A 22,628-nucleotide genomic window follows, 5' to 3' on the forward strand; every position below is an offset into this window, starting at 1 on the left:
AGCCATAAAAAATCAGCCATCAGACATCCCTCTTTACTGCTCAAACCGTAACCAATCCAGTGCAAACATATCATGGTTGGGCTCTGTATCTTTTTTAAATACAAAGTACAAATCATGTATCCCGCCGGGATCATTAACAGTGGCGCTTACCTGTTTAAACTTGTTCCAGCCGCCGGTTTGCTGGTAATTCAATGTGCTGACTACAGCGCCTTTTATGGAATCAATATGCACTTCAAGGGTTGCGTCAATCTTTTCAGAGGAATAATAATAGGCTATGTTTTTGATGCCTTTCAGATCAATGCCTTTTAGTACGAAATAAGATTTGTTGTGAATGCTGCCGAGCATTTTATCACCCCGCTGCATGCGGTTGATTACATCCGCATCTTCTGCCTGTATGGTGGGCTGCCTTAGCACGAGTTGTTTGCTGGTTGTTAATGGCACAACGCCACTGCCGCCATCTGTGTAAGCTGCAGTCAATGCCCAGGTACCGCCTGTTACACCTGCGGGTTGCTTCAACATGGCAGTGCCCGTTGCAGGCAGGCTGTCCTGCGTTTTTTGCTGCGCCAGGGAGAGAATATATTTTACAATGATAGTGGCATTGTCTTTACTTAACTGAGGGTGTGCATTCATATAGTGATCGTTTCCCCATACGCCGGCCCCACCTGTAATGATCTTACCGGCAAGCCTTGCTATCTCCCCTGGTTTGTTGCTATATTTTGCTGCTATAGCTGTAAATGCCGGTCCAACAACGGTATGATCTACCGTATGGCAAGCCTTACAATCGGCGGAAGCTATCAACGCTTTACCCGGCATTACCCAGGTACCCTTACCCTGCACGGTTTTAAATGATCCCTGCTCTTTGGGTATATAATCCAGTTTAACATGAATGCGCCCCGGATCGATCGTTGCATCTTCTTTATCTTTTACTTCCGCTGCATAACCCAGTGTGGCATCACCAAAATAAAACGAACTGTTGCCCGTGGTGTTGATGGCTACTTCCGGTACCGTGTTGCCTGCTTTTATTTCCAACGTGTCAACTGAACTTAGTCCGGAGGGATCAGTTACTTTTAACGATACTTTATACACGCCTTTATTGCTGAAAGTATAGGTTGGGTTGGCCTCTGTTGAACCTGCTTTATTGCCTTCGAATGTCCATTCATATTTCAGCTGATCGTCTTCATCATAATCATAACTATTGCTGCTGCTAAAATCAACTTTTAACGGAGCAATGCCAATGCTATCCTTCACGCTGATCTTTGCCACAGGTGCACGGTTGCCCGCATTGTAATCGATACGCACCAATCTTGCGTCATCATTGTCTGCGCCGTATACAGCACCATATTCCAGCACATACATAATACCTTCCGGCGTGATGTCCATATCAATAGGTCTTCTGAAATCGCCTGTCAGCGGCATAAATGCTTCCATGCGTTTATAATTTTCATTCTCGTCAAAACGCAATGCGAATACCCAGTTGCGCATCCAGTCCATTACAAACAAACTGTTATCATAATAGTCCGGTATGCTGTTTTTCTTTGCAAGACTTTTATTGTAATGATAGAAGTATCCTGCAATGGCCGCCCTGCCCCCTTCGCCCAGGTCCGGAAACTCGGGTGAGACCGGGTAAGGATACCAGACCATTGCTTTAGTGGGTGCCGGCAATTTTTTGATACCTGTATTGTTGGGAGAATTGTTTTCCGGTCCATTGATATCAAAAGACTGGCCGATGGCGTGAGTAGCAAAATCAGAATCATGATAGGCTTTGCTGTCGCCTACAAAATAAGGCCAGCCAAAGTTGCCTGCTTTTTTTGCCTGGTTAAATTCATCATACCCACGCGGATCATATTTGGAATCCTCGCCCGCATCCGGACCAACCTCGCCCCAATACAAAGTTGACGTAGCCTGGTTAACCGTTATCCGGTAAGGGTTACGACAGCCCATTGTATAAATCTCGGGCCTTGTGCCTGCTGTGCCTTTTGCAAATAAGTTACCATCCGGTATGGTGTAAGATCCATCTGCTTCCGGGTGAATGCGGATTACTTTACCCCGCAGATCATTGGTGTTGCCGGCAGAACGTTGCGCATCAAATGTAAGCCTGCCTGGTCTTTCATCCAGCGGCGCATAGCCATTCGATTCAAAAGGCACCGTGTTATCACCGGTGGAGATGAACAGGTTGTTGTTTTTATCCCATGCAAGTGAACCGCCTGTATGAGCGCTTACTTCGGGGTCAATCGGCACCTGTATGATTACTTTTTCAGAAGCCAGGTCAATAGAATCTTCCTTGATCATTTTAAACCGGGAAATATTCTGGTGTGTGGGTGTGGGCAATGAATCCGGTGAATAGAAAAAATAAACATATTTGTTGGCGGCAAAATCAGGATCAATCGTCATACCCAGCAAGCCATTGCCAAAAGCCTTTTTGGTATCGGGCAATACTTTGAATTTATGAATGAGTTTGGTGATATTGTCCGCCGGTTTGTATGCATAAAAACTGCCGGAGCGTTCAACGATATATACTACGCCGGTTGGTGTAACGGCAATTTCCATCGGCTCATTCAAATCGTTGGTGAGGACCGTTTTTGTAAAGCGATTTTCTTCCGGTGTTTTGGTTGCATAGGCTTTTGAATAATCCAGTTTGGCAGAATCGGCACCCATAGCGTATTGTATTCCGTTTGCCAGATGTTGCAGAAACAACGGCTCGCTATAGCTTTCAGTGGTATGCCCGCCACCGGTATAAAATGCACGCCCGCCATCAAAATTATGGTACCAGGCAATGGGATGATCTTTACCGTTCTCGCCACCTTCATACGTGTCTTCATCCAGTGTAGCTACTACCTTCAGGTCAGCATTGATATTTTTATAATTGTACCATTCATCGGTACGTTCCCATTTTGCAGGCAGGCCTTTGGTGGCTATAAAGCCGGTGTCCGTAACATTCACGGTAGCTTTTCTTACATTCGGGTTGCCGGGGTGACTTTTAAAATAAGCACCCACCAGTTTATTATACCAGGCCCAGTTGTATTCCGCATCTGCTGCTGCATGTACACCCATAAAACCTCCACCAGCCTGTATATAACGCTGCAATGCTACCTGCTCATCACTGTTAAGAATGTTGCCGGTTGTGCTTAAAAAAATAACAGCTTTGTATTGCTTAAGGTCAGCATCTGTAAATATTTTTGAACTGGAATCTACGTCCACACCAAAATTATTATCCTTGCCCATTTTTTGTATGGCGGCAATGCCTGCAGGAATGGATTCATGGTGATAGCCTTTTGTTTTGGTAAACAATAAAACTTTACGGGCGTTGGAATCTTTGGTACTACAGCTGTTAAAGAACAACACTACAGCAACAAGTGAAAGGCAACTGGCAAGCTTTTTCATCTGAATGTTTAAAGAGTAATTAATTTACCCGAAAGATATTGTAAAATGTTTAATTGACGGTTAGGTAATTACGACTTTCAGCTTTCACTTATACGATTCTATACCGGAAGGAAACTATATTTTAAGAGCCTACATTTGGGGGATGACTGGCTTCAACAATGCGTAAAATATCTTTAGTAACTCCATTTACATCTTTAAACCTAACCAACTTCTGTCCGGACTTTCTTATACCGATTCAACGCTTTCAACCATTCATATTCAATTGCAGAACACCGTAAAAAAGTCTTATGCCAACAGGCCGGCACATTACCCGCTGATGTATAAAAACAGGTTGATTGAAAAAGCGAATATTGTTACAAATGGCAAAGGAGCATTTTCTGTAAATGTTGGCGCCATTGCATCAGACAACAGGAAGGACGCTGTACTAGGAATTAAAGGAGGCAGTTACCAGAAATTGCTGCGCCTGCCTTCTTTGAACACCACACCTTATAACATCACTGCATTCATCAACATTTTTTCATAGGTTTATGCAACGAAAAAAATAAAGTATCGCACCGCCGTAATGATAATAAAACCAATTAACGAAAACATATGAAAAGAAGAAACTTTATAAAAAATGTCGCCACTGTTTCCGCCTTCTCTATTTTAAAACCATCAATTGTTTTTGGTACAAAGGCCAACTCAGCTATCCGGATAGGTATCATTGGCTGTGGAAACAGGGGTACTGCCGTCCTCTCGTCCATGATCACCAACACCAACAGCAGTGTTGTAGCCATGGCAGATATTTTTGACGACCAGTTGCAAAAAGCCATTCCGGTTTTCAATGGCCTGAACGCCGCTAAAAATGTTGCTGCAATACCGGCAGCCAATATCTACCAGGGATCAAAAGCATACCTGAAATTACTGGAGAACAAAGACGTGGATGCTGTACAAATCTCTACCCCAGCCTACAGCCATGTAGGCTTTCTGGAAGCGGCGGTTATGGCAGGAAAACATGTGTATTGCGAAAAACCCGTGGCACCCGATGTAGCCGGATGCAGAAGGGCCATTCAGCTGGGCGAAAAATTAAACGGCAAACAAAGCGTGGTCATTGGTTTCCAGATCCGACATGCAAGTGCGTATGCAGAAATGGTCAACAGGATACAGCGGGGTGATATTGGAGAACTGATTACCGTGCAGCTATATTATCTTTCCTCTTCTGTACCTATCATTACACGCAACAATGTATCCGATGATGAAATACGCATCCGCAATCATTTTTATTTCAATGCAATGTCTGGCGGCATATTGTTAGACCAGGGCATTCACATACTGGATATTTGCAACTGGGCATTACAGGGACTTCCTTTAAATGCCATCGGCAGGGGCAACACAAGGGCCCGTACCGAAATAGGTGATACCTACAGTAATTACCAGGTAGTGTATCAATATCCTAACAATGTAAATGTCAGCATCCATACCACACAACTAGGCCACCAGTTTGGCGATGTTTGCTGCAGGTTTGTTGGCACCAACGGCATTGCAGAAGCGCATTACAGTGGCGGTGTATTTATCAACGGAGATAACAAGTGGGACTCCGGCATCGCAAGAAGTGAAAGTGCAATAACACCGCAGCAGCAGGCTGCCGGCGTATTTCTGTCTTCGCTGCATGATGCGGATGCCAATAAAGAAAAGGCCTTTATCAGCAGTATCGAAACGGGCAATTACCTCAATGGAATACGGTCAGGTGCAGAGTCTACCTTAACTGCTATATTGGGCAGGGAAGCTGCTATTAAACAACAAACAAAAACATGGGACGAAGTATATCGCTCCAATCAAAAGATTGATCCCAAACTGAATTTGGCACAGTTTGATAAATAGCAACCGGCAGCCATTGGCAGAAACACTGCAGTAGATTGAAATACTATTTATACTTCCGCTCATCAAGCCTGAAAAAACGTACCGCATTATTAAAAAAAATGTCCCGTTTTTGATCGAAAGACAAATAGTCTGCATTTTCAATTACACCAATGGAAGTTTCCAGCAGCTTTGGCCATACCATCAGGTCAGTTCCATACATGATCCTTTTTCCGAAACCAGCCTGCACCAGCCGTTTGATATAATCGTTCACTTCTGCCAAAGGATAACTCCATATCATACCTGCTACATCAACATATACATAAGCGTTGGCGCCCATTAAAGCAATCATCTCATCAATCATCGGGTAACCGGCATGCATTACCCATACTTTCAATTTAGGATGGCGCGCCAGCAGGTCTTCCAGCAGCAACGGATTACCCATAGATGCCCTGTATTTTGGAGAAGTAATATTCGCCATGCCATTACCGCCGGTACCCAGGTGTATCCCAACCGGGATATTTAATTTTTCAGCGGCAGCAAAATAACCATCCAGTGAAGTATCGCTGGGCGACATGCCTCCATACTGCGGAGCCACTTCGCCCATCACTTTATAAAAACCAGCCGACAAAGAATCCGTAAAAGCCACCACCGTCATGTCTTTAGATGAACTGATGCCAATGCTTGGAATCACCCTGCCTGGTGCAGCTGCTTTTTGCCAGTTGCGGATAACTGCTGCATCGCCACTTGCAATAATGGTCATGTTCAGCCGGTTCATGGTGGCAACTAATGCATCCTGAAATTCCTTATCGCTTTTTGCAGCTTTGAGTGGTTGAGCGCAATCCGTATTTATAAAAGCTGGTGCTGGCTGGTTGGGGTCTCCACCGGGCATATTACTTAAAAACCATGGACACATATCCGCAGCAAAGGCCGGATTCACTTTCATTGCATGTACATGCACATCAATAATGGGAAGATGCTTTTTTAATGAATCCTGGCAATAACTATAAGAACCAATCAGCAGGAGCAACACAAGGCATGGTAGTGTCAATAATCGTTTCAACATACTTTTTTATTTACAGCGTTTGGTTTTGAGTGTATGGTATAAAGATAATTTCTTTTTATGCAGTAAATTGTAAGTGCTGATCTTTCATTTCGGGCAGTGCATCCTGCATGCTTGTTCTTTTAGTCTGGCCGCTGCGGTGGTTGGGTACTATGAGATAAGTTCCTCTACAAATTTTTCAGGATCATTTGGAGTGAAAATAATGTTTTTGTTATCGATGGTTTTAACTAAAACAGGCTTGTCTCTCCGGGTTGCATACCAGGTCATACGGCCTAAAGAAAAGTTTGCAAAATTCCCATAGTATCCAAATAAACCGCCAACGCCAAATGTTCTTATTGTACCCCTTATTTTATCTTTCTCTAATAATGCCACACTTTTTATATCGCCTCTTTTTATATGAACATTCAAAAGTGGCCTGCCAACAATTAGTTCATCCTTTGTTACAACATAGTTAACAGGTCTAAATGCAAATGCCAGTAAATAGATAAGAAGGCAGGTAATCGCAGTATAAAATGGAGCTGCATGGCCTGCGTCTTTGATTATAGAATATTGACCAATAATGATACCTGCGAAAAGAATGGTCACTCCTATTGTTATACCCTTGGCCAGGTTATCCAATGACGTTTTGTAAATCATACGAGCATTTTATAGCTAAGCGAAATAGTGTTTTCCAATTCAAAAATAGGCAAAACTAGTTGGCAATACTAATTTGTTACCTGCCGGAGTCGCACCAGTAAAAGAAAAAATTTTCTGTTACACCAAACACCAATCTTCTTTATTTTTGGCTATGGTCAAATCTGTCTATAAACCCGGACAACTCTTTGCAATTCTTTTTATGATAGTCATTTTTGGACTGATGATTTTTGCGTTATCCAACAGCAACAATGATAAAGCGCCGGCACCGAAAGTAATTGCTCCCTATCTGCTTGCCTTGTTTTGTTTGTATTTTATTTACACCTTCTTTCAAAGAGCTCCACGGATTAGTATGGATGACAATACCATTGCAGTAAAGTACTTTTTCAAACTTAAACTATATCACTGGACAGAGGTGAACGCTGTGGCAATGAGTTCAAAACAAAACTACTCGGTTTTATTGCTGTTTGGACAGTCGTTGGAAGCTACCTGTGTTAGTTTCAATAATGGAGAAAAGCTGTTTATATGGGACGACATGTATAGCAATACAGCAAGTATGCGGCAGTTGATTGCAAATAACACAAAAGATAAAATAACAGACCCTGCACCACATATCAACACAAAATTAATTTTTGCTGATAAAAAAACATACGCCGGAAATCCCTGGATTACTTTCAATTCAATTATCATCATTGCTATGGCAGTATGTTTTACAATCATGTTCCTCAATCATCCAATACATCCTGAAATGGCTTGGTTTCCGGTTGGCTGTGTTTTACTTTTTGGTTTGGCGCTGGGAACCCAAATGAATTATTTTGTGTTGGATGGCACCAGCTTACATGTAAAAAATCATTATTTTTTTTGGAAGAACAAAGTTTTTGATCTTACCGATATTAATGAATTTGCCATTGAAACGCCCCATAAAAGATCTACTTCATTAAGAGTCATCACCAAAGACTTTCAATCAAAACTCTTTGGCGCCGGCAGCCTTAGGGAAAAGAACTGGCGGCAATTAAGAGATGATATTACTGCAATAGGAATTCCTGTTAGAGCCGATACTTATATAGGCAGGTGAAACAACTCACCTCGGCGGCTACACCAATATGGTTCTCGTCCTAGTACACTGTAGCAAACTGAATACTATGGCTGGAACACCCAAACCCCGCCATCAATACCTGCAATGATTTATCTTTAAAAAAAATTTCATTGCAGGTATGCGTAAAAAAATATTCTTTATCCTTTTATTGTGTGCTCCCTGCCTGCTGCAGGCGCAGGAACGTAAACGGGCACGTGACTATGGTATCCAAATTGGTGTGATGAAAACCGGCAGGCTTAACAGCATTACGGATGTAGCCGGTGTAAAAGTTGGCCAAACTACCTTGATAAAAGGCGACAGCATTCGTACCGGCGTTACTGCCATTGTGCCGCATGACGGAAACATCTTTCAGCAAAAAGTACCTGCCGCAATCTATGTGGGCAATGGCTTTGGCAAACTGGCGGGCAGCACACAAGTAAATGAACTGGGCAACCTTGAGACACCCATTGTGCTGACTAATACACTGAACGTGCCTGTGGCCATGGATGCATTGATTGGATACACGCTTAATCAACCTGGCAATGAAAAAGTAGCATCAGTGAATGCGGTGGTGGGTGAAACGAATGACGGCTATTTAAACGATATCCGCGGCAGGCATGTTACCAAAGAAGACGTGTTGGCTGCGCTGCAAAACGCCGGCACCAATAGGGTACAGGAAGGTGCAGTGGGTGCAGGAACCGGAACGGTTTGCTTTGGTTTTAAAGGTGGTATCGGCACTTCCTCCAGAAAATTGCCGGCAAGCCTTGGAGGTTATACGGTAGGCGTTTTGGTACAAACCAACTTCGGTGGTGTGCTGCAGGTTGCAGGTACGCCCGTAGGTGAAGAGCTGGGACAATTTGATTTCAGCGATAAGCTGCTGAATAATGTAGATGGGTCGTGCATGATCATTGTTGCGACGGATGCGCCACTGGATAACCGCAACCTGATGCGCCTCGCCAAACGTGCTATGCTGGGGCTTGGCAAAACCGGCGGCATTACCTCCAACGGCAGTGGTGATTATGTAATTGCTTTTTCAACTGCCCTTGAAGTGCGTGTGCCTTATACAACCAATAACGCAGTAATCAATACGCCGCTGTTGCAAAACGACGGCACCTCTCCCCTGTTTATGGCTGTAATTGAAGCTACCGAAGAGGCGATTATTAATTCGCTGTTTACCGCCACCACCATGGTGGGTAAAAACAGCAATAAGATAGAGGCGTTGCCGCTGGATAAAGTAATTCCCATTTTAAAAAAATACAACCGGATAAAAAAATGAGTGTAAACTATGTATTGATCAATGACGACTTTGTGTTGAAACAGGATGCCAGCATTTTAATCAGCGATTTATCGGTGCAACGCGGTTACGGTGTCTTTGATTTTTTCAAAACCGTCCGGGGAGAACCTGTCTTTTTGGATGATCACCTCGACCGGTTGTATGCTTCTGCAGCTGACATGTTTTTGCAGGTTACTCTTGATCGCAAGGCACTAGAGAAAGTGATCAGGCAATTAATGAAAAAAAATAACCTCCCGGATTCCGGTATCCGTATTACGCTTACCGGTGGCTATTCCGAAGATGGTTATACTATTGCAAAACCCAACCTGCTGATGACACAATCGGCCTTAACGTTTGATAAAGCAGGTTTTGAAAAAGGTATCCGGCTGGTAACGTTTGAACACCAGCGGCAACTACCACATGTTAAAACCATCGATTACCTGCAAGCCATCCGCCTGCAGCATTTCATCAAGCAAAACAATGCAGATGATGTATTGTACCACAGTGCTTCCGGCATGGGCGAATGCCCGAGATCGAATTTTTTTGTTGTAACAAACAATGATGAAATCATCACGTCGGATAAAAACATCCTCCATGGCATCACCCGAAAAAAAATATTGCAACTAACCGGATTCAACACAGCAGCAGACGCTATACATCCTGAACAGATCACTTCCGTTAAAGAAGCATTCATCACCAGCACCACCAAAATTGTCTTACCTGTTTTAAGCATCAATGGCAATACCATTGGTGATGGAAAACCCGGTACAGTTACAAGAGCAATATTTAACCGGCTGCTCAGCTTGCAGGGAATTAAGTGATACAGTGCTTCCATTAAACAAGCCCAAAAATTTCTTTTACCTTCATCATCTAAACTGATTAATATGGCTATCCGCATATTTATTACCGGCGGCACTTTTGACAAAGAGTACAACGAGCTGAACGGACAACTGTATTTTAAAGATACGCACCTGAGCGACCTGCTGGAAATGGGACGCAATAAAGTACCCGTTGAAATAAGAACACTGATGATGATCGACAGCCTCGAAATGACGGCCGAAGACAGGGAGCTGATTGTACACCAGTGCAACCAATGTGATGAAACTAAAATTGTAATTACGCACGGCACAGATACCATGGCAGAGACGGCCAAAATAATTGCACAGAAAAAAATTAATAAAACCATCATCCTAACCGGTGCCATGATTCCGATTAAATTTGGCAGTTCAGATGGATTGTTTAACCTCGGCAGTGCCCTGGCTTTTGCGCAAAGCCTGCCCGTTGGTGTTTACGTTGCCATGAATGGCCGCTACTTTAACTGGGATAATGTACGGAAGAACCGGCAGACGGGCGTTTTTGAAGAAATAAAATGAGTTAACTACACAGGAGGCTGTATAAATCTAATTGTGTGAACAATAGGATTAAACGTTCATTGAGCAGGCCAGTGTTGAGTGGAGCGTAGGGAAACAATAGACCAGGCTGGCAGACCCCGGAAAGCTTTTCTTCTCTTTTGTTCCGAAACAGGAAAAATAAACCAGCCTCTTCCGAAAGTTGTGGTTGTGTATTTTTCACCAACTACCATTGCATTGTCCATTTTAGTCGTTGAGATTTTGACTAAACTATTAAAGTTTGCAGTAGTTATTTCCTGATACCATTATTTTATGAGACTTCGGCCAAGAGTAAAAAACATTAAACTGCAGCTCCCCGACAGGCAATAGTTTTGTATTCGAAGACGGTACACCGACACTGCCTGTGGTTTGATAAATATAGCTTCAATTTAAATAGTCCTGCTAAACCCTGAACTGTGAATTTGTCCCGTGTTATTTAAATTACAAACCGTAATTTGTAATCAATATGAAAAAGATACTTGCCATTTTATTATCCTTTGCCTTCATGGGCGTTGCTGCCGCCCAACGTATTTCAGGCACTATTGTTACAAGCGTTATACATTCTACCTACCTGCAAAACACAGGTGGCGAAAATATTGACAGACGAATATCTGTTTACCTTCCTCCCGGCTATGCGCAGGCAAAACAACATTATCCTGTTATTTATTATCTGCATGGCTTTTTAGGCACAGACAGTATAACGCCCAACATGAAAAACATACTTGACATGGGCATTGCAAAAAACAAAATCCGTCCTTTCATACTTGTTATTGCTGATCACTTTACTTTATACTCAGGCAGTTTTTACAGCAACTCTGCACTTACCGGAAACTGGAGCGACTTTGAAGCAAAGGAACTGGTTTCCTACATGGACAAGAATTTTAAAACCATTGCCAATAGAAATGCACGTGGCATTGGCGGACATTCAATGGGTGGTTATGGTGCTTTAAAAATTGCCATGTTATATCCTGATGTGTTTGGCAGTGTATATGCATTGAGTCCGGGCTTGCTTGCATTTGTAAAAGAGTTTGGGCCCAACAGCGATTCATATAAACAACTGGCTGCCATTAAAACAAAAGATGAACTGGATAAAACTTATTATCCCAAAGTAATTGCTGCCTGTGCAAGGGCATGGTCTCCGAATGCAAACAAGCCGCCATTCTATATCGATCTGCCGTTTAATTATGTGGGTGACAGCCTTGTGGTAGATAGCATAGTGTATCAAAAATGGAGGAGCAATATGCCCTTGTACATGATCGATTCCTATTCGTCCAATCTTAAAAAATTAAAAGCCATCCAGCTGGATTGGGGACGTAATGATGCAAGCCGTTTTCCGGTACAATGTGGTATGTTTAGCCAGGAATTGGAGAATCATGGAATAGAACACTATGCCGAGGAATATATCGGCACACATACAAATAAGATATGGACAACAGATGGCAGGGTGCTGAATGACCTGCTTCCTTTCTTTAACGATTACCTGCAGTTTGAAGAACATTGACGGACTGATTTGTTGCGGTGTAATGAATACCCAACATATTCTGCCACGCAACTGTTGATGCTAAAAACAATAAAGCCTTGAGCAAAATATTTTTAGATAGTAAGGCTTACCCATAAACCAAAAGCGATTATTTCTATGCTTGCATTAATTGGCTTCTCTACCATTGTGGTATTTCTGCTGCTCATTATCACCAAACGTTTGTCTGTAATAACAGCATTGGTCGCGGTTCCCATTGTATTTGCTTTCATTGCCGGTTTTAATTATACCGAAATCGGCACCATGGCCCTGGCAGGCATTAAGCAGGTAGCGCCTACCGGTATCCTGTTAATGTTTGCGGTGTTATATTTTTCTGTAATGCTGGATGCCGGTTTGTTTGATCCCGTAATTGCATTCATTGTGCGGTCGGTAAAAGGTGATCCGCTAAAAGTAATTGTCGGCACAGCCTTGCTCACTATGATCGTTCACCTGGATGGTGATGGCACTGCAACTTTTATGATTGTGCTGTCTGCTTTTCTTCCCATTTATAAAAGGCTTGGCATAAGCAGGCAGATACTTGCGGGCATTGTGGCGTTGAGTGTAGGGCCCATGCATTTGGTGCCATGGTCAGGCACATCGGTAAGGGGTATGTCAACATTGAATACAGATGCCGTACACCTGTTCAACCCAAATATACCTGCGATGATTGGTGGCGTATGCTGGGTGCTTTTTGTTGCTTATATTTTTGGTAAAAGAGAAAGAAAGCGGTTGGGCATTATTTCGTTTACTTATCACCACAAAGAAAATTTTACGGATGATCAGCATGCTTTAAGAAGGCCGAAACTAGTGATCGTAAATGCGGTACTGACTGTTTCACTCATCGTCATTTTGCTGAAGGGCGTAGTGCCTGCACCGGTTTTATTTGTGGTAGCAAGCATCATTGCATTGATGATCAACTACAGCAAACTGCCTGATCAGCAAAAAGTAATGAAAGCGCATGGCAGTAATATTTTTATGGTATCAGGAATGATATTCGCCGCAGGTGTGTATTCGGGCATTCTTACAGAATCTAAAATGATTGCATCTATGGCAACCTGGCTGGTAAATCTTATTCCGCAGCAACATGCATCGTTCATTCCTGCTATCACTGCAGTGTTTAGTATGCCGGCAAGTATACTGTTTACACCCGATGCTTATTACTATGGTGTTGTTCCGGTGCTTAGTCATACCTGCACACAATTAGGAGTTGATCCGCTTGAAATAGGCAGGGCTTCTTTATTAGGACAAATGACGGTGGGATTTCCTTTAAGTCCGCTTACAGCGTCTACTTTTTTATTAATAGGTCTTGCAGAAGTGGAACTGGGAGAACACCAGCGATTTATTTTTAAATGGGCATGGGGAACAACCATTGTGATGACCATCATTGCATTATTAACAGGCTCAATACACATATGAAACAAAAAATAAGAATTGGTTGTGGTGCAGGTTTTTCGGGCGACAGGATTGAACCCGCAGTGGTACTTGCTGAGCAAGGGAAACTCGATTACCTGGTATTGGAATGTCTTGCAGAACGCACAATTGGCCTGGCCCAAAAAAGAAAGATGCTGGATGCTACCAAAGGCTATGATCCTTTGCTGGAGAAAAGAATAACAACCTTATTGCCGCATCTTGTAAAAAATAACACAAGGCTCATTACCAACATGGGTGCAGCCAATCCCATTGAAGCTGCAAAAAAAATAATAGCAATTGCCACATTGCAAAATGTACAAATAAAAGTAGCCGCAATCACGGGAGATGATGTGCTGTCTTTTATTGAAGCAAATAAATCTTCCATCACCGATCTTGAAAATAATAAACCGCTTAGTGAATATAATATCATCTCTGCCAATGCCTACCTGGGTGCAGCACCTATTGTGGATGCACTGGCTGCAGGCGCACAAATAATTATTACGGGCAGGGTTGCAGATCCCTCCCTGTTTCTTGCACCCTTGATACATGAATTTGGATGGGCAACGGACGATTACAACCTGATGGGCAAAGGCACTGTAACAGGGCATTTACTGGAATGTGCCGGGCAGATAACAGGAGGTTATTTTGCAGATGGTGTAAAAAAAATAGTTGACAACCTGGATAAGCTTGGTCACCCGTTTGCAGATGTGTTTGCAGATGGTACTGCTGTAGTTGGTAAGGTGGAAGGTACGGGTGGTGTGATAAACCTGCAGACTGCAAAAGAACAATTGCTGTATGAAGTGATGAACCCTTACGAATATATTACGCCGGATGTAATTGCTGATTTTACTACCGTGTACCTTGAAGAAATTGGTAAAGACATGGTGCAAGTTTCAGGCGGCAGTGGTGCTGCAAAACCTGCCGGCTACAAAGCAAGTATTGGTTACAAAGCTTTTTACCTGGGCGAAGGAGAAATTTCTTATGCTGGTGCAGCTGCGTATGAAAGAGCGCAGCTGGCTGCCGCAATTATTGAAAAAAGATTAAAGCCTTTTTTCAGCGACATCCGGATAGATTTTATTGGCGTTCAATCAATGCACAAAACAACTTTCAGCAATACCAGCAAACCCTATGAAGTAAGATTGCGTGTAGCCGCAAAAGCCCAAACAGCAGAAGCTGCTGCATTGGTAGGTGGAGAAGTGGAAGCTCTGTACACCAATGGCCCTGCAGGTGGTGGTGGTGCAAGAAAATATGTGAATGAAGTGATTGGCATTGTATCAACATTGATCGATAGAAATCTCATTGTACCACAAGTAAAAATATTTGAATCATGAAACTTTATGAAATAGCCCATAGCCGTGCCGGTGATAAAGGCAACACCTTAATGCTTTCGCTGATTCCTTACAACGAAGCCAATTATACAATCTTGCGCACAACAGTAACTGCACAAAAAGTTAAAGATCACCTGAAAGAAATAGTGCAGGGAGAAGTCATACGTTACGAATTACCCAATATTTCTTCATTGCTTTTTGTTTGCTACAATACACTGTCAGGCGGTGTTACCACATCGTTGGCTTTGGATACGCATGGTAAATCGCTCAGCTATGCTTTGCTGGAAATGGAAATTGAGTTAATGGAATTATAAAAAATAGCAGGTGTTACATTCATTTCAGGCACCGATACAAAGACAACTCAGCCCTACAGGCCTGCTGATGAGGTAACCACATCCTTTACTAAGGATGAAATGGGTAAGATAGGTGGTGGTAATTTTTGCCGGGTGTGCGAAGCAGCCCCGGCGGGTCACCGGTGATTAAGACTGTTGACGTGGTTATACCAATTACTTCCAGTGCAAACAGGGCACTGGCGTATTATTAATTAAACCAAACCGCATATCCCTTCCTTCTTAAATCCAGTGCCAGTTTTTCTTCCATGATCAGCGCTTCCTGCCTGGTCATTGCTTTTAGATTGATATCGTCATACAGGCTTGGGCGTAAATAGGTTCCGTATTGCTGCACAATATTGGCAGACAGCTTGTGCCCTTTTTTATTTACATACCCGGTTTTGTGTTGCATGAATCTTTCCGCAGGCGTCTTGCTCGTCATGCCTACATACAGACACTGTAACACACCATTAAACTGCGGATTGGCAGCCCGGAATTTTGCATTTTCCGTAAATACTTTTTTCGATAATTCAACAACGTACACCTGGTATCTCATCTTTAAAAAAACGATTTTAATTTAAGAGTTGCATGAGAGTTGCATGTAAACACTTGTATAATTTGGGCTGGTGCCCTGCTGTCGCCAAATAAAATCGCCGGCAAAAATTACCACTCCCTTATCTTACCGATTTCATTTTCTGTAAAGCATTTTTTGAAAGTTACAACTTTTGGCTGGCAGGTCCTGACAGGAAATGCAACTGCAACAAATGAGGAGGAACTGTTACCGAAAGGCAGTATGCCACGCTGCTGCCGCTGGTAAACGATGATAAGTACAATCAGGAACTGCTGGTCTGTTGTTGCCTGGTACAAAAATTCCCGGAAGTGCCCGGCTTTTAAGATGGAAGGGATTGGTTTAAAAGATTGCAGGATTTGGTTGTAGTATAAGTCCACCTTTCAGCGGTTTTCTTTACCACAGTTCACCTGTTGCAAGGGTTAGGCTAGTATGCAGGCATGTACCTTAAGAAGAAAAAAACTGCAGCAATATCGAAAAACAATATTGATGCAGTCATAGTAATTGACTAGAATTTGTTGGTAATAAATTCTACCAGCTTTTCATCACTCATTTTGTTAGACGTTGACTCTTCCGTCTTACTATTTTTGAATTGAGGAGTACTTTCCAGATAGTGAATAAACTGTTCCTGCGCCTGTCCGGTACCAGTTACGTGTACATGCGTAGCATTGACCAAATGAGAGGCTATTTCTTTAAAAAATTTTGCCTGTACTGTTTTCTCATGGTTGTTCGAATTTTTCTCACTGGAGTTTGGGGAAATATCTTCCCCCTTTATGTGGGCAAGTACTGTTAATGTTTCGCCTTCAGCATTGTCATTTCCTACTACCGCAGCCTGGTGGTTATCCATCCAGACACCGAATTGTTTTTGATTGCTCATGTTTATATTTTAATGTGCCAGCTTTAAACCAATAACCATACCGTAAGCCGGATATAACTTAAAACTGGTTTGTAAGATGGGTGTTACAGCACTTTAAATCACACTTCCCTGATCCCTGTTTAAAAGAACTGTTTAATTATCCGTAGAAAAACGAAGAAATTGGATGAGCTCAATAAAACAATTACTTTAGAACCTGATTTATTATCTGCTCCCTGGCCGGCATTATTTATACGCCAGGTAAATAAATTGATTTAATTAAATGAGAAAAAAGTTTGCCTCTAAACTGCATAAAAGCCTGGGATTATTAATCACCATTTTGGCGTGCTTCCTGCTGACTCAATACACGCAGGGTAAAAATCCATCCCTTACATTCAAAAAAATGTTGGTGGAATACGCGGAAGCGCCCATTAACGTAGATGTGATGCATCCCCGTTTTTCCTGGCTCATCACTTCTTCCGAACGAAACCAGGTACAGGCTGCTTACCAGGTAATGGTGGCTACGTCGGTATCCCTGCTCAACCTCAATCAGCCGGATACCTGGAACTCAGGAAAAGTATTTTCAAACGAAACCATCCAGCACCCATTGGGTAACAATAAGCTCAGATCAAACAGTATTTATTATTGGAAAGTAATTGCCTGGAACGGAAACGGAAAAAGAGTTGAAAGTTCAATAAATAAATTTGAGACTGCTTTTTTAAATAGCGGGGATTGGAGAGCCAGCTGGATCGGCAATGGCACCCCGTTGGAAGCTCTGCCGGCGCAAGGCTTTTATAAAGATGTAAGAGAACAACTGCCTGGTAAGGACAGCATCGTGCACGACGGCCGTTCGCTTTTACTGCGCCACGAAGTGAGATTGACAAAACTGGTTCAATCGGCAAGAGCATACGTTACCGGCCTGGGCTTATACGAATTCTTCATCAATGGTCAGCGCGTGGGCGATCATGTGCTGGCACCAGCCAAAACACCTTACCAAAAATATGTGTTGTACGATACCTATGATGTAACTGCTTTGCTGCAGCCGGGTGACAATGCACTCGGCATTCATGTCGGTAACGGCTGGTACAATCCTTATAAAAAATGGTGGGACACTTACCGCATGCAATGGTTTGGCAGCAAGAAGGCAATTGCACAAATTCTGGTAAGGTATACTGATGGCAGCAGCAGCTGGATAACAACTGATAACAACTGGCGTTGCACACCGGGTCCCGTCCTGTACAGTTGCATTTATGACGGCGAAGTATATGATGCCAACATGGATCAACAGGGGTGGACAAACACCGGGTACAATGATGCAGCATGGAAGCCAGTTACGGTTTTTGCAAAGCCGGCAGCCAGCCTGGTTGCACACACCATGCCCGCCATTAAAGTGCAGGAAATTTTTAAACCGCAGGAAATCAATAGCCCAAAGCCCAACACCAAAGTATTTGACATGGGGCAGAATTTTGCAGGCTGGGCAAGCATTACAACAAGTGGCATAAAAAATACAAAGCTGACGATACAATTTGCCGAAGATATTTATGCCGACGGCACCCTTAATATCACCAGTAATGAGCATGCCAACGCAACAGCCGAATACATATTGAAAGGCGACAGTGTGGAAACCTATGAAACACATTTTTCTTTTTTCGGTTTTAAATACGTGGAAATCTCGGCGCAAAACGGTCCGTTGAATTTATTGAACGTTGAAGGCCATGCTGTTTATTCCACAAATGAGCCGGCAGGCAATTTTGAATGTGATAATTTGCTGGTAAACAAAATACACCAGGCAACAGTATGGTCGCAAAAAAGTAATATGCTGGGCTACCCGATGGATTGCCCGCAACGCGACGAGCGCCTGGGCTGGCTGGGTGACGCACAGGTTACCGCAGACGAAGCAATGTACAATTTTAACATGGCTCTGTTTTACCGGAACTGGCTTGCCGGCATCCGCGAAAACCAGGACGCTGCAACTGGAGATATACCCATTATTTCACCGCGGCCTTATATCAGGGATACCGGCATTGAATGGAGCAGCACCTACCCCGTGCTGTTGTGGAAGTTTTACACCCATTACGGCGACAAGCAAATGCTGGCGGAACATTACCCTGCCATGAAACGTTTTATGCATTTTCTTGACAAACAGGCAATAGACTTGATGCTGCCTTCCGGGTGGATCGGCGACTGGGGCAGCATGGTGAAAGGCTGGAAAGAAGGCGATCCTAAATCCATCCCCACGGCATATTATTACTGGAATGCAACCATCATGGCCAAAGTGGCCGGTATAATCGGCAACACTGCGGACGAAGTGTATTTCAAAAAACTCACGATTGCCATTGCCGGAAAATATAATTCCAGATTCCTGGATACTAAAACTGCCAATTATGAAGATGGCAGCCAGATGGCCAACGCGTTTCCATTGTTCCTGGGAATTGTTCCAGGAAACATCCGGCAACGGGTTTTGGATAATCTTGTAAAAGACATTTTGACGAATAACAGCAACCATTTAACCACAGGCGTACTGGGCACCAAATACATGCCCGAAGCCCTGGCGCTGCTGGGCCGGGCCGACGTTGCCTGGGGAATCATCAATCAAAAAACGGCCCCCAGCTGGAATGATATGATGCGGCTGTATACAACGGTTTGCGAATTCTGGACATTGAAACAATCAAAAAATCATGTGATGATGGGTAGCATCGATGCCTGGTTTTATCAATACATCGGCGGCATACAACCCGATGAAAACAGTTCCGCATTTGCGTCATTTATAGTAAAGCCAATGCTGTTGGATAGTCTGACTACAGCAACATCAAAGATTGAAACAATGAGAGGAACGATATCATCGGAATGGAAAAGGCAACCAGGCCTGTTCACGCTGAAAGTACAAGTGCCTTTTAATACATCGGCAACTATTTATATCCCGGGCGATACAGGCGGAGTATTAACTGAAAACGGATTAACAGTAAAACAATTGAAAGGTGCAAGCGATAAGGGCTTTCACGACGGGTATCATATTGTGAGTGTACCGTCGGGGGCTTATGTATTTAAATCCGGTATTGGAATAAAATAAAACGCTACCGTTTTTTAATTTGAGTTTTAGAGAACATTTCAAGTTATACCAGTTCCTTCATAAGTTTCGGGTTCCATGGAAGATCGCAGGTTCGGCTACTTTTGCCTGCTGTTAGTTTAAATTAATGATCAGATATCACCTGTAAAGTTTGTTCTTCTTAGACCCAACCGGAAGAAAAGCAAAAGCTTAAAAAGACAAAGTGAGCCCCAGGTAGACTCCTCCCTTTTTTGCATAAGGAATACCCAGGTAATTAAACCGCCGGTAGTATTCAACGGATAAAATGTGAAAGATGTTGCCGATGCCAGCGCCAGCCTCCATAAAGGGCGTTTTTCGAATCAGGTTAAAATTGGAATTCTTATTATAGTCCATATTACTCTGCGTCATATCGCCCCAATAAGCATTAAATGAAAAACGTTCCCGCCAGCCCAGCTTTTGCAACAACGGAATTTTATCCAGCAATGCACCGCCCAGATAAAAACGGCTATGCAGGCTGACATAGCGGTCGGCCGCAAACTCATACGGCGCCATTGTATTAAATATATACCGGTTGGTTACATAATACTCATTGCCTGCAGGTATATTTAACAGAAGGTATGGAATGGTTCCAAAAACTTTCCCTATATCCAGTCTATAAAACAGCAGGCTCTTTGGCGGCAGGCGCAGTTTTTGTTCAACCGAGGCAAACAGTTTGTGGTATTCAAATTGTGCAGAGCCTAATTCAAAGCCATAAGTATAACCTGCTGTAACAACCGGGTAAAATGTACCCAGCCTTATCCTGTCGTAATTTAGAATTGCAGCACGTTCCTTATGCGCATAGCGGATTACAAAAGAAGCTTCTGCCACTGGCAATTTCTTTACAAACACACTGTCATAAGGTTTATCAATATCAGGATTAATGGGCCGGTATTTAAAATCAAAAACCGGGTTTAATTCCTTGTATCCTACGGCTCCCTTTACACTGAAATCCGGCGATAAGTATTGGTCATGACTGACCAGAAACTCTTTAACGTACATCCGGGTAAAAGGAATTTTTTTACGCAGTAGTGAATTAATGATATTGTCTTTATCCATTTCGTCTGGCTGGTCTATTATAAAATCGTAGTCACTGCCAAAGCTCAGGGAAGTCTTTGTCCAGCGGGCTGCGTTCCACACGTACTTAACACCCAGCAAGCCTTTCAGCTTCTGGTCTTTTGTACCATAAGCACCGTACCCAAAAATATTCAGCTTTTTACTGATGCCCGGCATGGTCCAGAAACCAACCCGAAAGCGCATACCTTCAATGGAGTTTTTACTAAAGAAAGAAGTCAGGGAACCGAGCCTCAGCGAACTGCCAAAATCCCAGTAGCCCGTGCCGGCAAAAGCAACCAGCCTGATATCTCTTTCAAAGCGTTTGTTCTGTTTCAGGGAATCCACCATTTTATAAATATTCGCTTCGTGCCTGGTAAGCGAATCCGGGCGGTGCTGCTGCCAAAAAGCATCCGGCTTATCCCAGTCTGTTGTTTGTTCTTTTTTTATCAGCCTGGATACAAATTCATCTTCATCCCCCGCATTCAGTTTTATGTTATCGGTTACCGTGGTGTTTTTAATAAGAAATTTCATTCCTTTCTTGTGCTCATTACCCGGTATTCCCAGCAAGGCCAACCCGCTTTCAAATTTTATTTCAGATGAAAATTTGTATGGCATGTAGGCGAGTGTACCGGCACTGCTGTCAAATACCTGCTGGTAAGTTTCATTATAATTGATGTCCGATACAAAATTGATGTTGGCAGTTTTACTCAGGTACATATTTATACTTTCAACAGCAAGCGTATGGGTGTTTATCCAGAGCGTACCGGTAAAAGCACGCTCATAAGCACGCAGTGGTGTAAAGCGGATTTGCTGAATGGTATCACCGTTTTCAACAAGCGTATCCCCCTCAAAAAATTTATAATAATTAAATGCGTTTGTGTTAAGCGGGCTCACATAGGTTTGTTCAAACAGGGGCAACCAGTCGTCATAAACATTGAAATTAAAATAAAATTTATCCAGTTTGCTGATCAGATTATCTGTTTTTAGACCGAGATTCTTTTTCGCAATAATATTTTCCCGGTCATAATGCGGCGATACCGAATGATAATTATTAGCCAGCCGTTCTGCAAAATAAATGGGCAGCTCTTTATCATCTGCCGCAGTAGTATCAATACTGTTGTAGGTTTTCAACATCAGGCTTTTCAATCCCTTACCACCTGCTTTTTTAAAATCTACCTGGTCAATATCCAGCTCGCAGCGGGTATAGCTGGCATAGCTGTAACTCGTGAACTTAGAGGGGTTGTTAGTCGCTTTATGATCAATCACTTTTTGCATAAAAGCTTTGCCCGGTAATTTAGCGTTACCAATCACAATGCCCTGTAATGCACCTGTGCTGTTTTTCATTTCAATAACGAGGTTAAGCGCCTGGCCCTTTGTTACCAACAACTTTACAGGTTCAAAACCCACGCAGGTTATTTCAATGCTGTCGTAACCATCGTTGTTGACTAAACGGAAGGATCCGTCAATTTTTGTAAGTGTGCTGTTATTGCTGCCTGTTAAGTGTACGGTGGCGTTTTGGATAGCTTTGCCAGTGGCAGCTTCGGTGACCCTGCCGGTTATCATCAAACCATCCTGGGCTTTACCCAGTTGAGTGACCAAAAGCAATGCTAAAAAAAGAATAAAGCGGTACATTATTAAGAAATAAATTCAATCACAGATATAAGACACAGTAAAGGTAGCTGTTACCTGTCAGGTGTTCTTTTAATAAGATTGGTTGGGTCTAGCAATAAATAAACTGTATTGATCAAAATGAAGCAAGGTAATTTGTTGCTCTGATCCACTACCGGGAATGAATAATTTGCTTAGTTGCATAACCTTTAAAGTTTGTGATGGAGGC

19 protein-coding genes are annotated in these 22,628 nt (G+C 42.9%); 11 read left to right on the forward strand and 8 right to left on the reverse strand.

Annotated elements, in window-relative coordinates; translation table 11 throughout:
- Positions 1-33: 33 nt before the first annotated feature.
- A complete protein-coding gene (locus QWZ08_RS17450; protein WP_290338792.1) occupies positions 34-3,381 on the reverse strand; it encodes a ThuA domain-containing protein in 3,348 nt (1,115 codons plus the stop codon).
- A gap of 262 nt (positions 3,382-3,643) precedes the next feature.
- On the opposite strand from QWZ08_RS17450, the gene QWZ08_RS17455 reads away from it, so the two are divergent.
- Together QWZ08_RS17455 and QWZ08_RS17460 are read left to right on the forward strand one after the other, a co-directional pair.
- Complete coding sequence (locus QWZ08_RS17455) at positions 3,644-3,904, forward strand: hypothetical protein (RefSeq protein ID WP_290338793.1); 261 nt, start codon at positions 3,644-3,646, stop codon at positions 3,902-3,904.
- Between the two features lie 68 nt (positions 3,905-3,972).
- A complete protein-coding gene (locus QWZ08_RS17460; protein ID WP_290338794.1) occupies positions 3,973-5,241 on the forward strand; it encodes a Gfo/Idh/MocA family protein in 1,269 nt (422 codons plus the stop codon).
- Positions 5,242-5,284: 43 nt separating this feature from the next.
- On the opposite strand, the gene QWZ08_RS17465 is transcribed toward QWZ08_RS17460, so the two are convergent.
- A complete protein-coding gene (locus QWZ08_RS17465; protein ID WP_290338795.1) occupies positions 5,285-6,283 on the reverse strand; it encodes an amidohydrolase family protein in 999 nt (332 codons plus the stop codon).
- A 147-nt stretch (positions 6,284-6,430) separates the two neighbouring features.
- Positions 6,431-6,916, reverse strand: a complete 486-nt coding sequence (locus QWZ08_RS17470) for a PH domain-containing protein (RefSeq protein WP_290338796.1) — start codon at positions 6,914-6,916, stop codon at positions 6,431-6,433.
- A 199-nt stretch (positions 6,917-7,115) separates the two neighbouring features.
- Between QWZ08_RS17470 and QWZ08_RS17475 the strand changes: the two genes are divergently transcribed.
- The 4 genes from QWZ08_RS17475 to QWZ08_RS17490 all read left to right on the forward strand — a co-directional run bounded on the left by QWZ08_RS17475 (position 7,116) and on the right by QWZ08_RS17490 (position 10,634).
- Positions 7,116-7,988, forward strand: coding sequence for a hypothetical protein (locus QWZ08_RS17475; RefSeq protein WP_290338797.1), 873 nt, complete (start codon positions 7,116-7,118; stop codon positions 7,986-7,988).
- Between the two features lie 139 nt (positions 7,989-8,127).
- Positions 8,128-9,264 (forward strand): DmpA family aminopeptidase, encoded by a 1,137-nt coding sequence (locus QWZ08_RS17480; RefSeq protein ID WP_290338798.1) that lies wholly within the window; start codon positions 8,128-8,130, stop codon positions 9,262-9,264.
- Positions 9,261-10,082 (forward strand): aminotransferase class IV, encoded by an 822-nt coding sequence (locus QWZ08_RS17485; RefSeq protein ID WP_290338799.1) that lies wholly within the window; start codon positions 9,261-9,263, stop codon positions 10,080-10,082. The genes QWZ08_RS17480 and QWZ08_RS17485 overlap by 4 nt, the downstream gene beginning before the upstream one ends.
- A 63-nt stretch (positions 10,083-10,145) precedes the next feature.
- Positions 10,146-10,634: an asparaginase domain-containing protein gene (locus QWZ08_RS17490; RefSeq protein WP_290338800.1), complete on the forward strand. Its 489-nt coding sequence runs from the start codon at positions 10,146-10,148 to the stop codon at positions 10,632-10,634.
- A gap of 56 nt (positions 10,635-10,690) precedes the next feature.
- Here the strand turns inward: QWZ08_RS17490 and QWZ08_RS17495 are convergent, their stop codons facing one another.
- Entirely contained in the window at positions 10,691-10,855 is a 165-nt protein-coding gene (locus QWZ08_RS17495) for a hypothetical protein (protein ID WP_290338801.1), read from the reverse strand.
- 260 nt (positions 10,856-11,115) lie between these two features.
- Between QWZ08_RS17495 and QWZ08_RS17500 the strand changes: the two genes are divergently transcribed.
- From QWZ08_RS17500 to QWZ08_RS17515, 4 genes are all read left to right on the forward strand, one after another.
- Positions 11,116-12,150: an alpha/beta hydrolase gene (locus tag QWZ08_RS17500; protein ID WP_290338802.1), complete on the forward strand. Its 1,035-nt coding sequence runs from the start codon at positions 11,116-11,118 to the stop codon at positions 12,148-12,150.
- Between the two features lie 135 nt (positions 12,151-12,285).
- Positions 12,286-13,581 (forward strand): CitMHS family transporter, encoded by a 1,296-nt coding sequence (locus QWZ08_RS17505; protein ID WP_290338804.1) that lies wholly within the window; start codon positions 12,286-12,288, stop codon positions 13,579-13,581.
- Positions 13,578-14,906: an acyclic terpene utilization AtuA family protein gene (locus QWZ08_RS17510; protein WP_290338805.1), complete on the forward strand. Its 1,329-nt coding sequence runs from the start codon at positions 13,578-13,580 to the stop codon at positions 14,904-14,906. The genes QWZ08_RS17505 and QWZ08_RS17510 overlap by 4 nt, the downstream gene beginning before the upstream one ends.
- Entirely contained in the window at positions 14,903-15,217 is a 315-nt protein-coding gene (locus QWZ08_RS17515; RefSeq protein ID WP_290338806.1) for an AtuA-related protein, read from the forward strand. Before QWZ08_RS17510 ends, QWZ08_RS17515 begins: the two co-directional genes overlap by 4 nt.
- A gap of 226 nt (positions 15,218-15,443) precedes the next feature.
- On the opposite strand, the gene QWZ08_RS17520 is transcribed toward QWZ08_RS17515, so the two are convergent.
- From QWZ08_RS17520 to QWZ08_RS17530, 3 genes are all read right to left on the reverse strand, one after another.
- Positions 15,444-15,788 carry a ribose-5-phosphate isomerase gene (locus QWZ08_RS17520; RefSeq protein ID WP_290338807.1) on the reverse strand — a complete coding sequence of 115 codons (345 nt, stop codon included), beginning with the start codon at positions 15,786-15,788 and terminating at the stop codon, positions 15,444-15,446.
- Between the two features lie 107 nt (positions 15,789-15,895).
- A complete protein-coding gene (locus QWZ08_RS17525) occupies positions 15,896-16,180 on the reverse strand; it encodes a hypothetical protein (protein ID WP_290338809.1) in 285 nt (94 codons plus the stop codon).
- 128 nt (positions 16,181-16,308) lie between these two features.
- On the reverse strand, positions 16,309-16,677 hold the full coding sequence (locus QWZ08_RS17530) for a hypothetical protein (RefSeq protein ID WP_290338810.1): 369 nt from the start codon (positions 16,675-16,677) through the stop codon (positions 16,309-16,311).
- Between the two features lie 259 nt (positions 16,678-16,936).
- On the opposite strand from QWZ08_RS17530, the gene QWZ08_RS17535 reads away from it, so the two are divergent.
- Positions 16,937-19,723: a family 78 glycoside hydrolase catalytic domain gene (locus QWZ08_RS17535; RefSeq protein WP_290338811.1), complete on the forward strand. Its 2,787-nt coding sequence runs from the start codon at positions 16,937-16,939 to the stop codon at positions 19,721-19,723.
- 186 nt (positions 19,724-19,909) lie between these two features.
- On the opposite strand, the gene QWZ08_RS17540 is transcribed toward QWZ08_RS17535, so the two are convergent.
- Positions 19,910-22,423: a DUF5686 family protein gene (locus tag QWZ08_RS17540; protein WP_290338812.1), complete on the reverse strand. Its 2,514-nt coding sequence runs from the start codon at positions 22,421-22,423 to the stop codon at positions 19,910-19,912.
- Between the last annotated feature and the right edge of the window lie 205 nt (positions 22,424-22,628).

The sequence above is a fragment of the Ferruginibacter paludis genome, from assembly GCF_030409685.1.
Classification (GTDB): domain Bacteria; phylum Bacteroidota; class Bacteroidia; order Chitinophagales; family Chitinophagaceae; genus Ferruginibacter; species Ferruginibacter paludis.

Bases quoted from the DNA above. Each gene is read 5' to 3' on its own strand.
- QWZ08_RS17475 (WP_290338797.1), top strand. From the start codon at position 7,116: ATGATAGTCATTTTTGGACTGATGATTTTTGCGTTATCCAACAGCAAC.
- QWZ08_RS17460 (WP_290338794.1), top strand. From the start codon at position 3,973: ATGAAAAGAAGAAACTTTATAAAAAATGTCGCCACTGTTTCCGCCTTC.
- QWZ08_RS17470 (WP_290338796.1), bottom strand. From the start codon at position 6,916: ATGATTTACAAAACGTCATTGGATAACCTGGCCAAGGGTATAACAATA.
- QWZ08_RS17450 (WP_290338792.1), bottom strand. From the start codon at position 3,381: ATGAAAAAGCTTGCCAGTTGCCTTTCACTTGTTGCTGTAGTGTTGTTC.
- QWZ08_RS17515 (WP_290338806.1), top strand. From the start codon at position 14,903: ATGAAACTTTATGAAATAGCCCATAGCCGTGCCGGTGATAAAGGCAAC.
- QWZ08_RS17465 (WP_290338795.1), bottom strand. From the start codon at position 6,283: ATGTTGAAACGATTATTGACACTACCATGCCTTGTGTTGCTCCTGCTG.
- QWZ08_RS17530 (WP_290338810.1), bottom strand. From the start codon at position 16,677: ATGAGCAATCAAAAACAATTCGGTGTCTGGATGGATAACCACCAGGCT.
- QWZ08_RS17490 (WP_290338800.1), top strand. From the start codon at position 10,146: ATGGCTATCCGCATATTTATTACCGGCGGCACTTTTGACAAAGAGTAC.
- QWZ08_RS17520 (WP_290338807.1), bottom strand. From the start codon at position 15,788: ATGAGATACCAGGTGTACGTTGTTGAATTATCGAAAAAAGTATTTACG.
- QWZ08_RS17495 (WP_290338801.1), bottom strand. From the start codon at position 10,855: ATGGACAATGCAATGGTAGTTGGTGAAAAATACACAACCACAACTTTC.
- QWZ08_RS17510 (WP_290338805.1), top strand. From the start codon at position 13,578: ATGAAACAAAAAATAAGAATTGGTTGTGGTGCAGGTTTTTCGGGCGAC.
- QWZ08_RS17500 (WP_290338802.1), top strand. From the start codon at position 11,116: ATGAAAAAGATACTTGCCATTTTATTATCCTTTGCCTTCATGGGCGTT.
- QWZ08_RS17540 (WP_290338812.1), bottom strand. From the start codon at position 22,423: ATGTACCGCTTTATTCTTTTTTTAGCATTGCTTTTGGTCACTCAACTG.
- QWZ08_RS17535 (WP_290338811.1), top strand. From the start codon at position 16,937: ATGAGAAAAAAGTTTGCCTCTAAACTGCATAAAAGCCTGGGATTATTA.
- QWZ08_RS17505 (WP_290338804.1), top strand. From the start codon at position 12,286: ATGCTTGCATTAATTGGCTTCTCTACCATTGTGGTATTTCTGCTGCTC.
- QWZ08_RS17480 (WP_290338798.1), top strand. From the start codon at position 8,128: ATGCGTAAAAAAATATTCTTTATCCTTTTATTGTGTGCTCCCTGCCTG.
- QWZ08_RS17485 (WP_290338799.1), top strand. From the start codon at position 9,261: ATGAGTGTAAACTATGTATTGATCAATGACGACTTTGTGTTGAAACAG.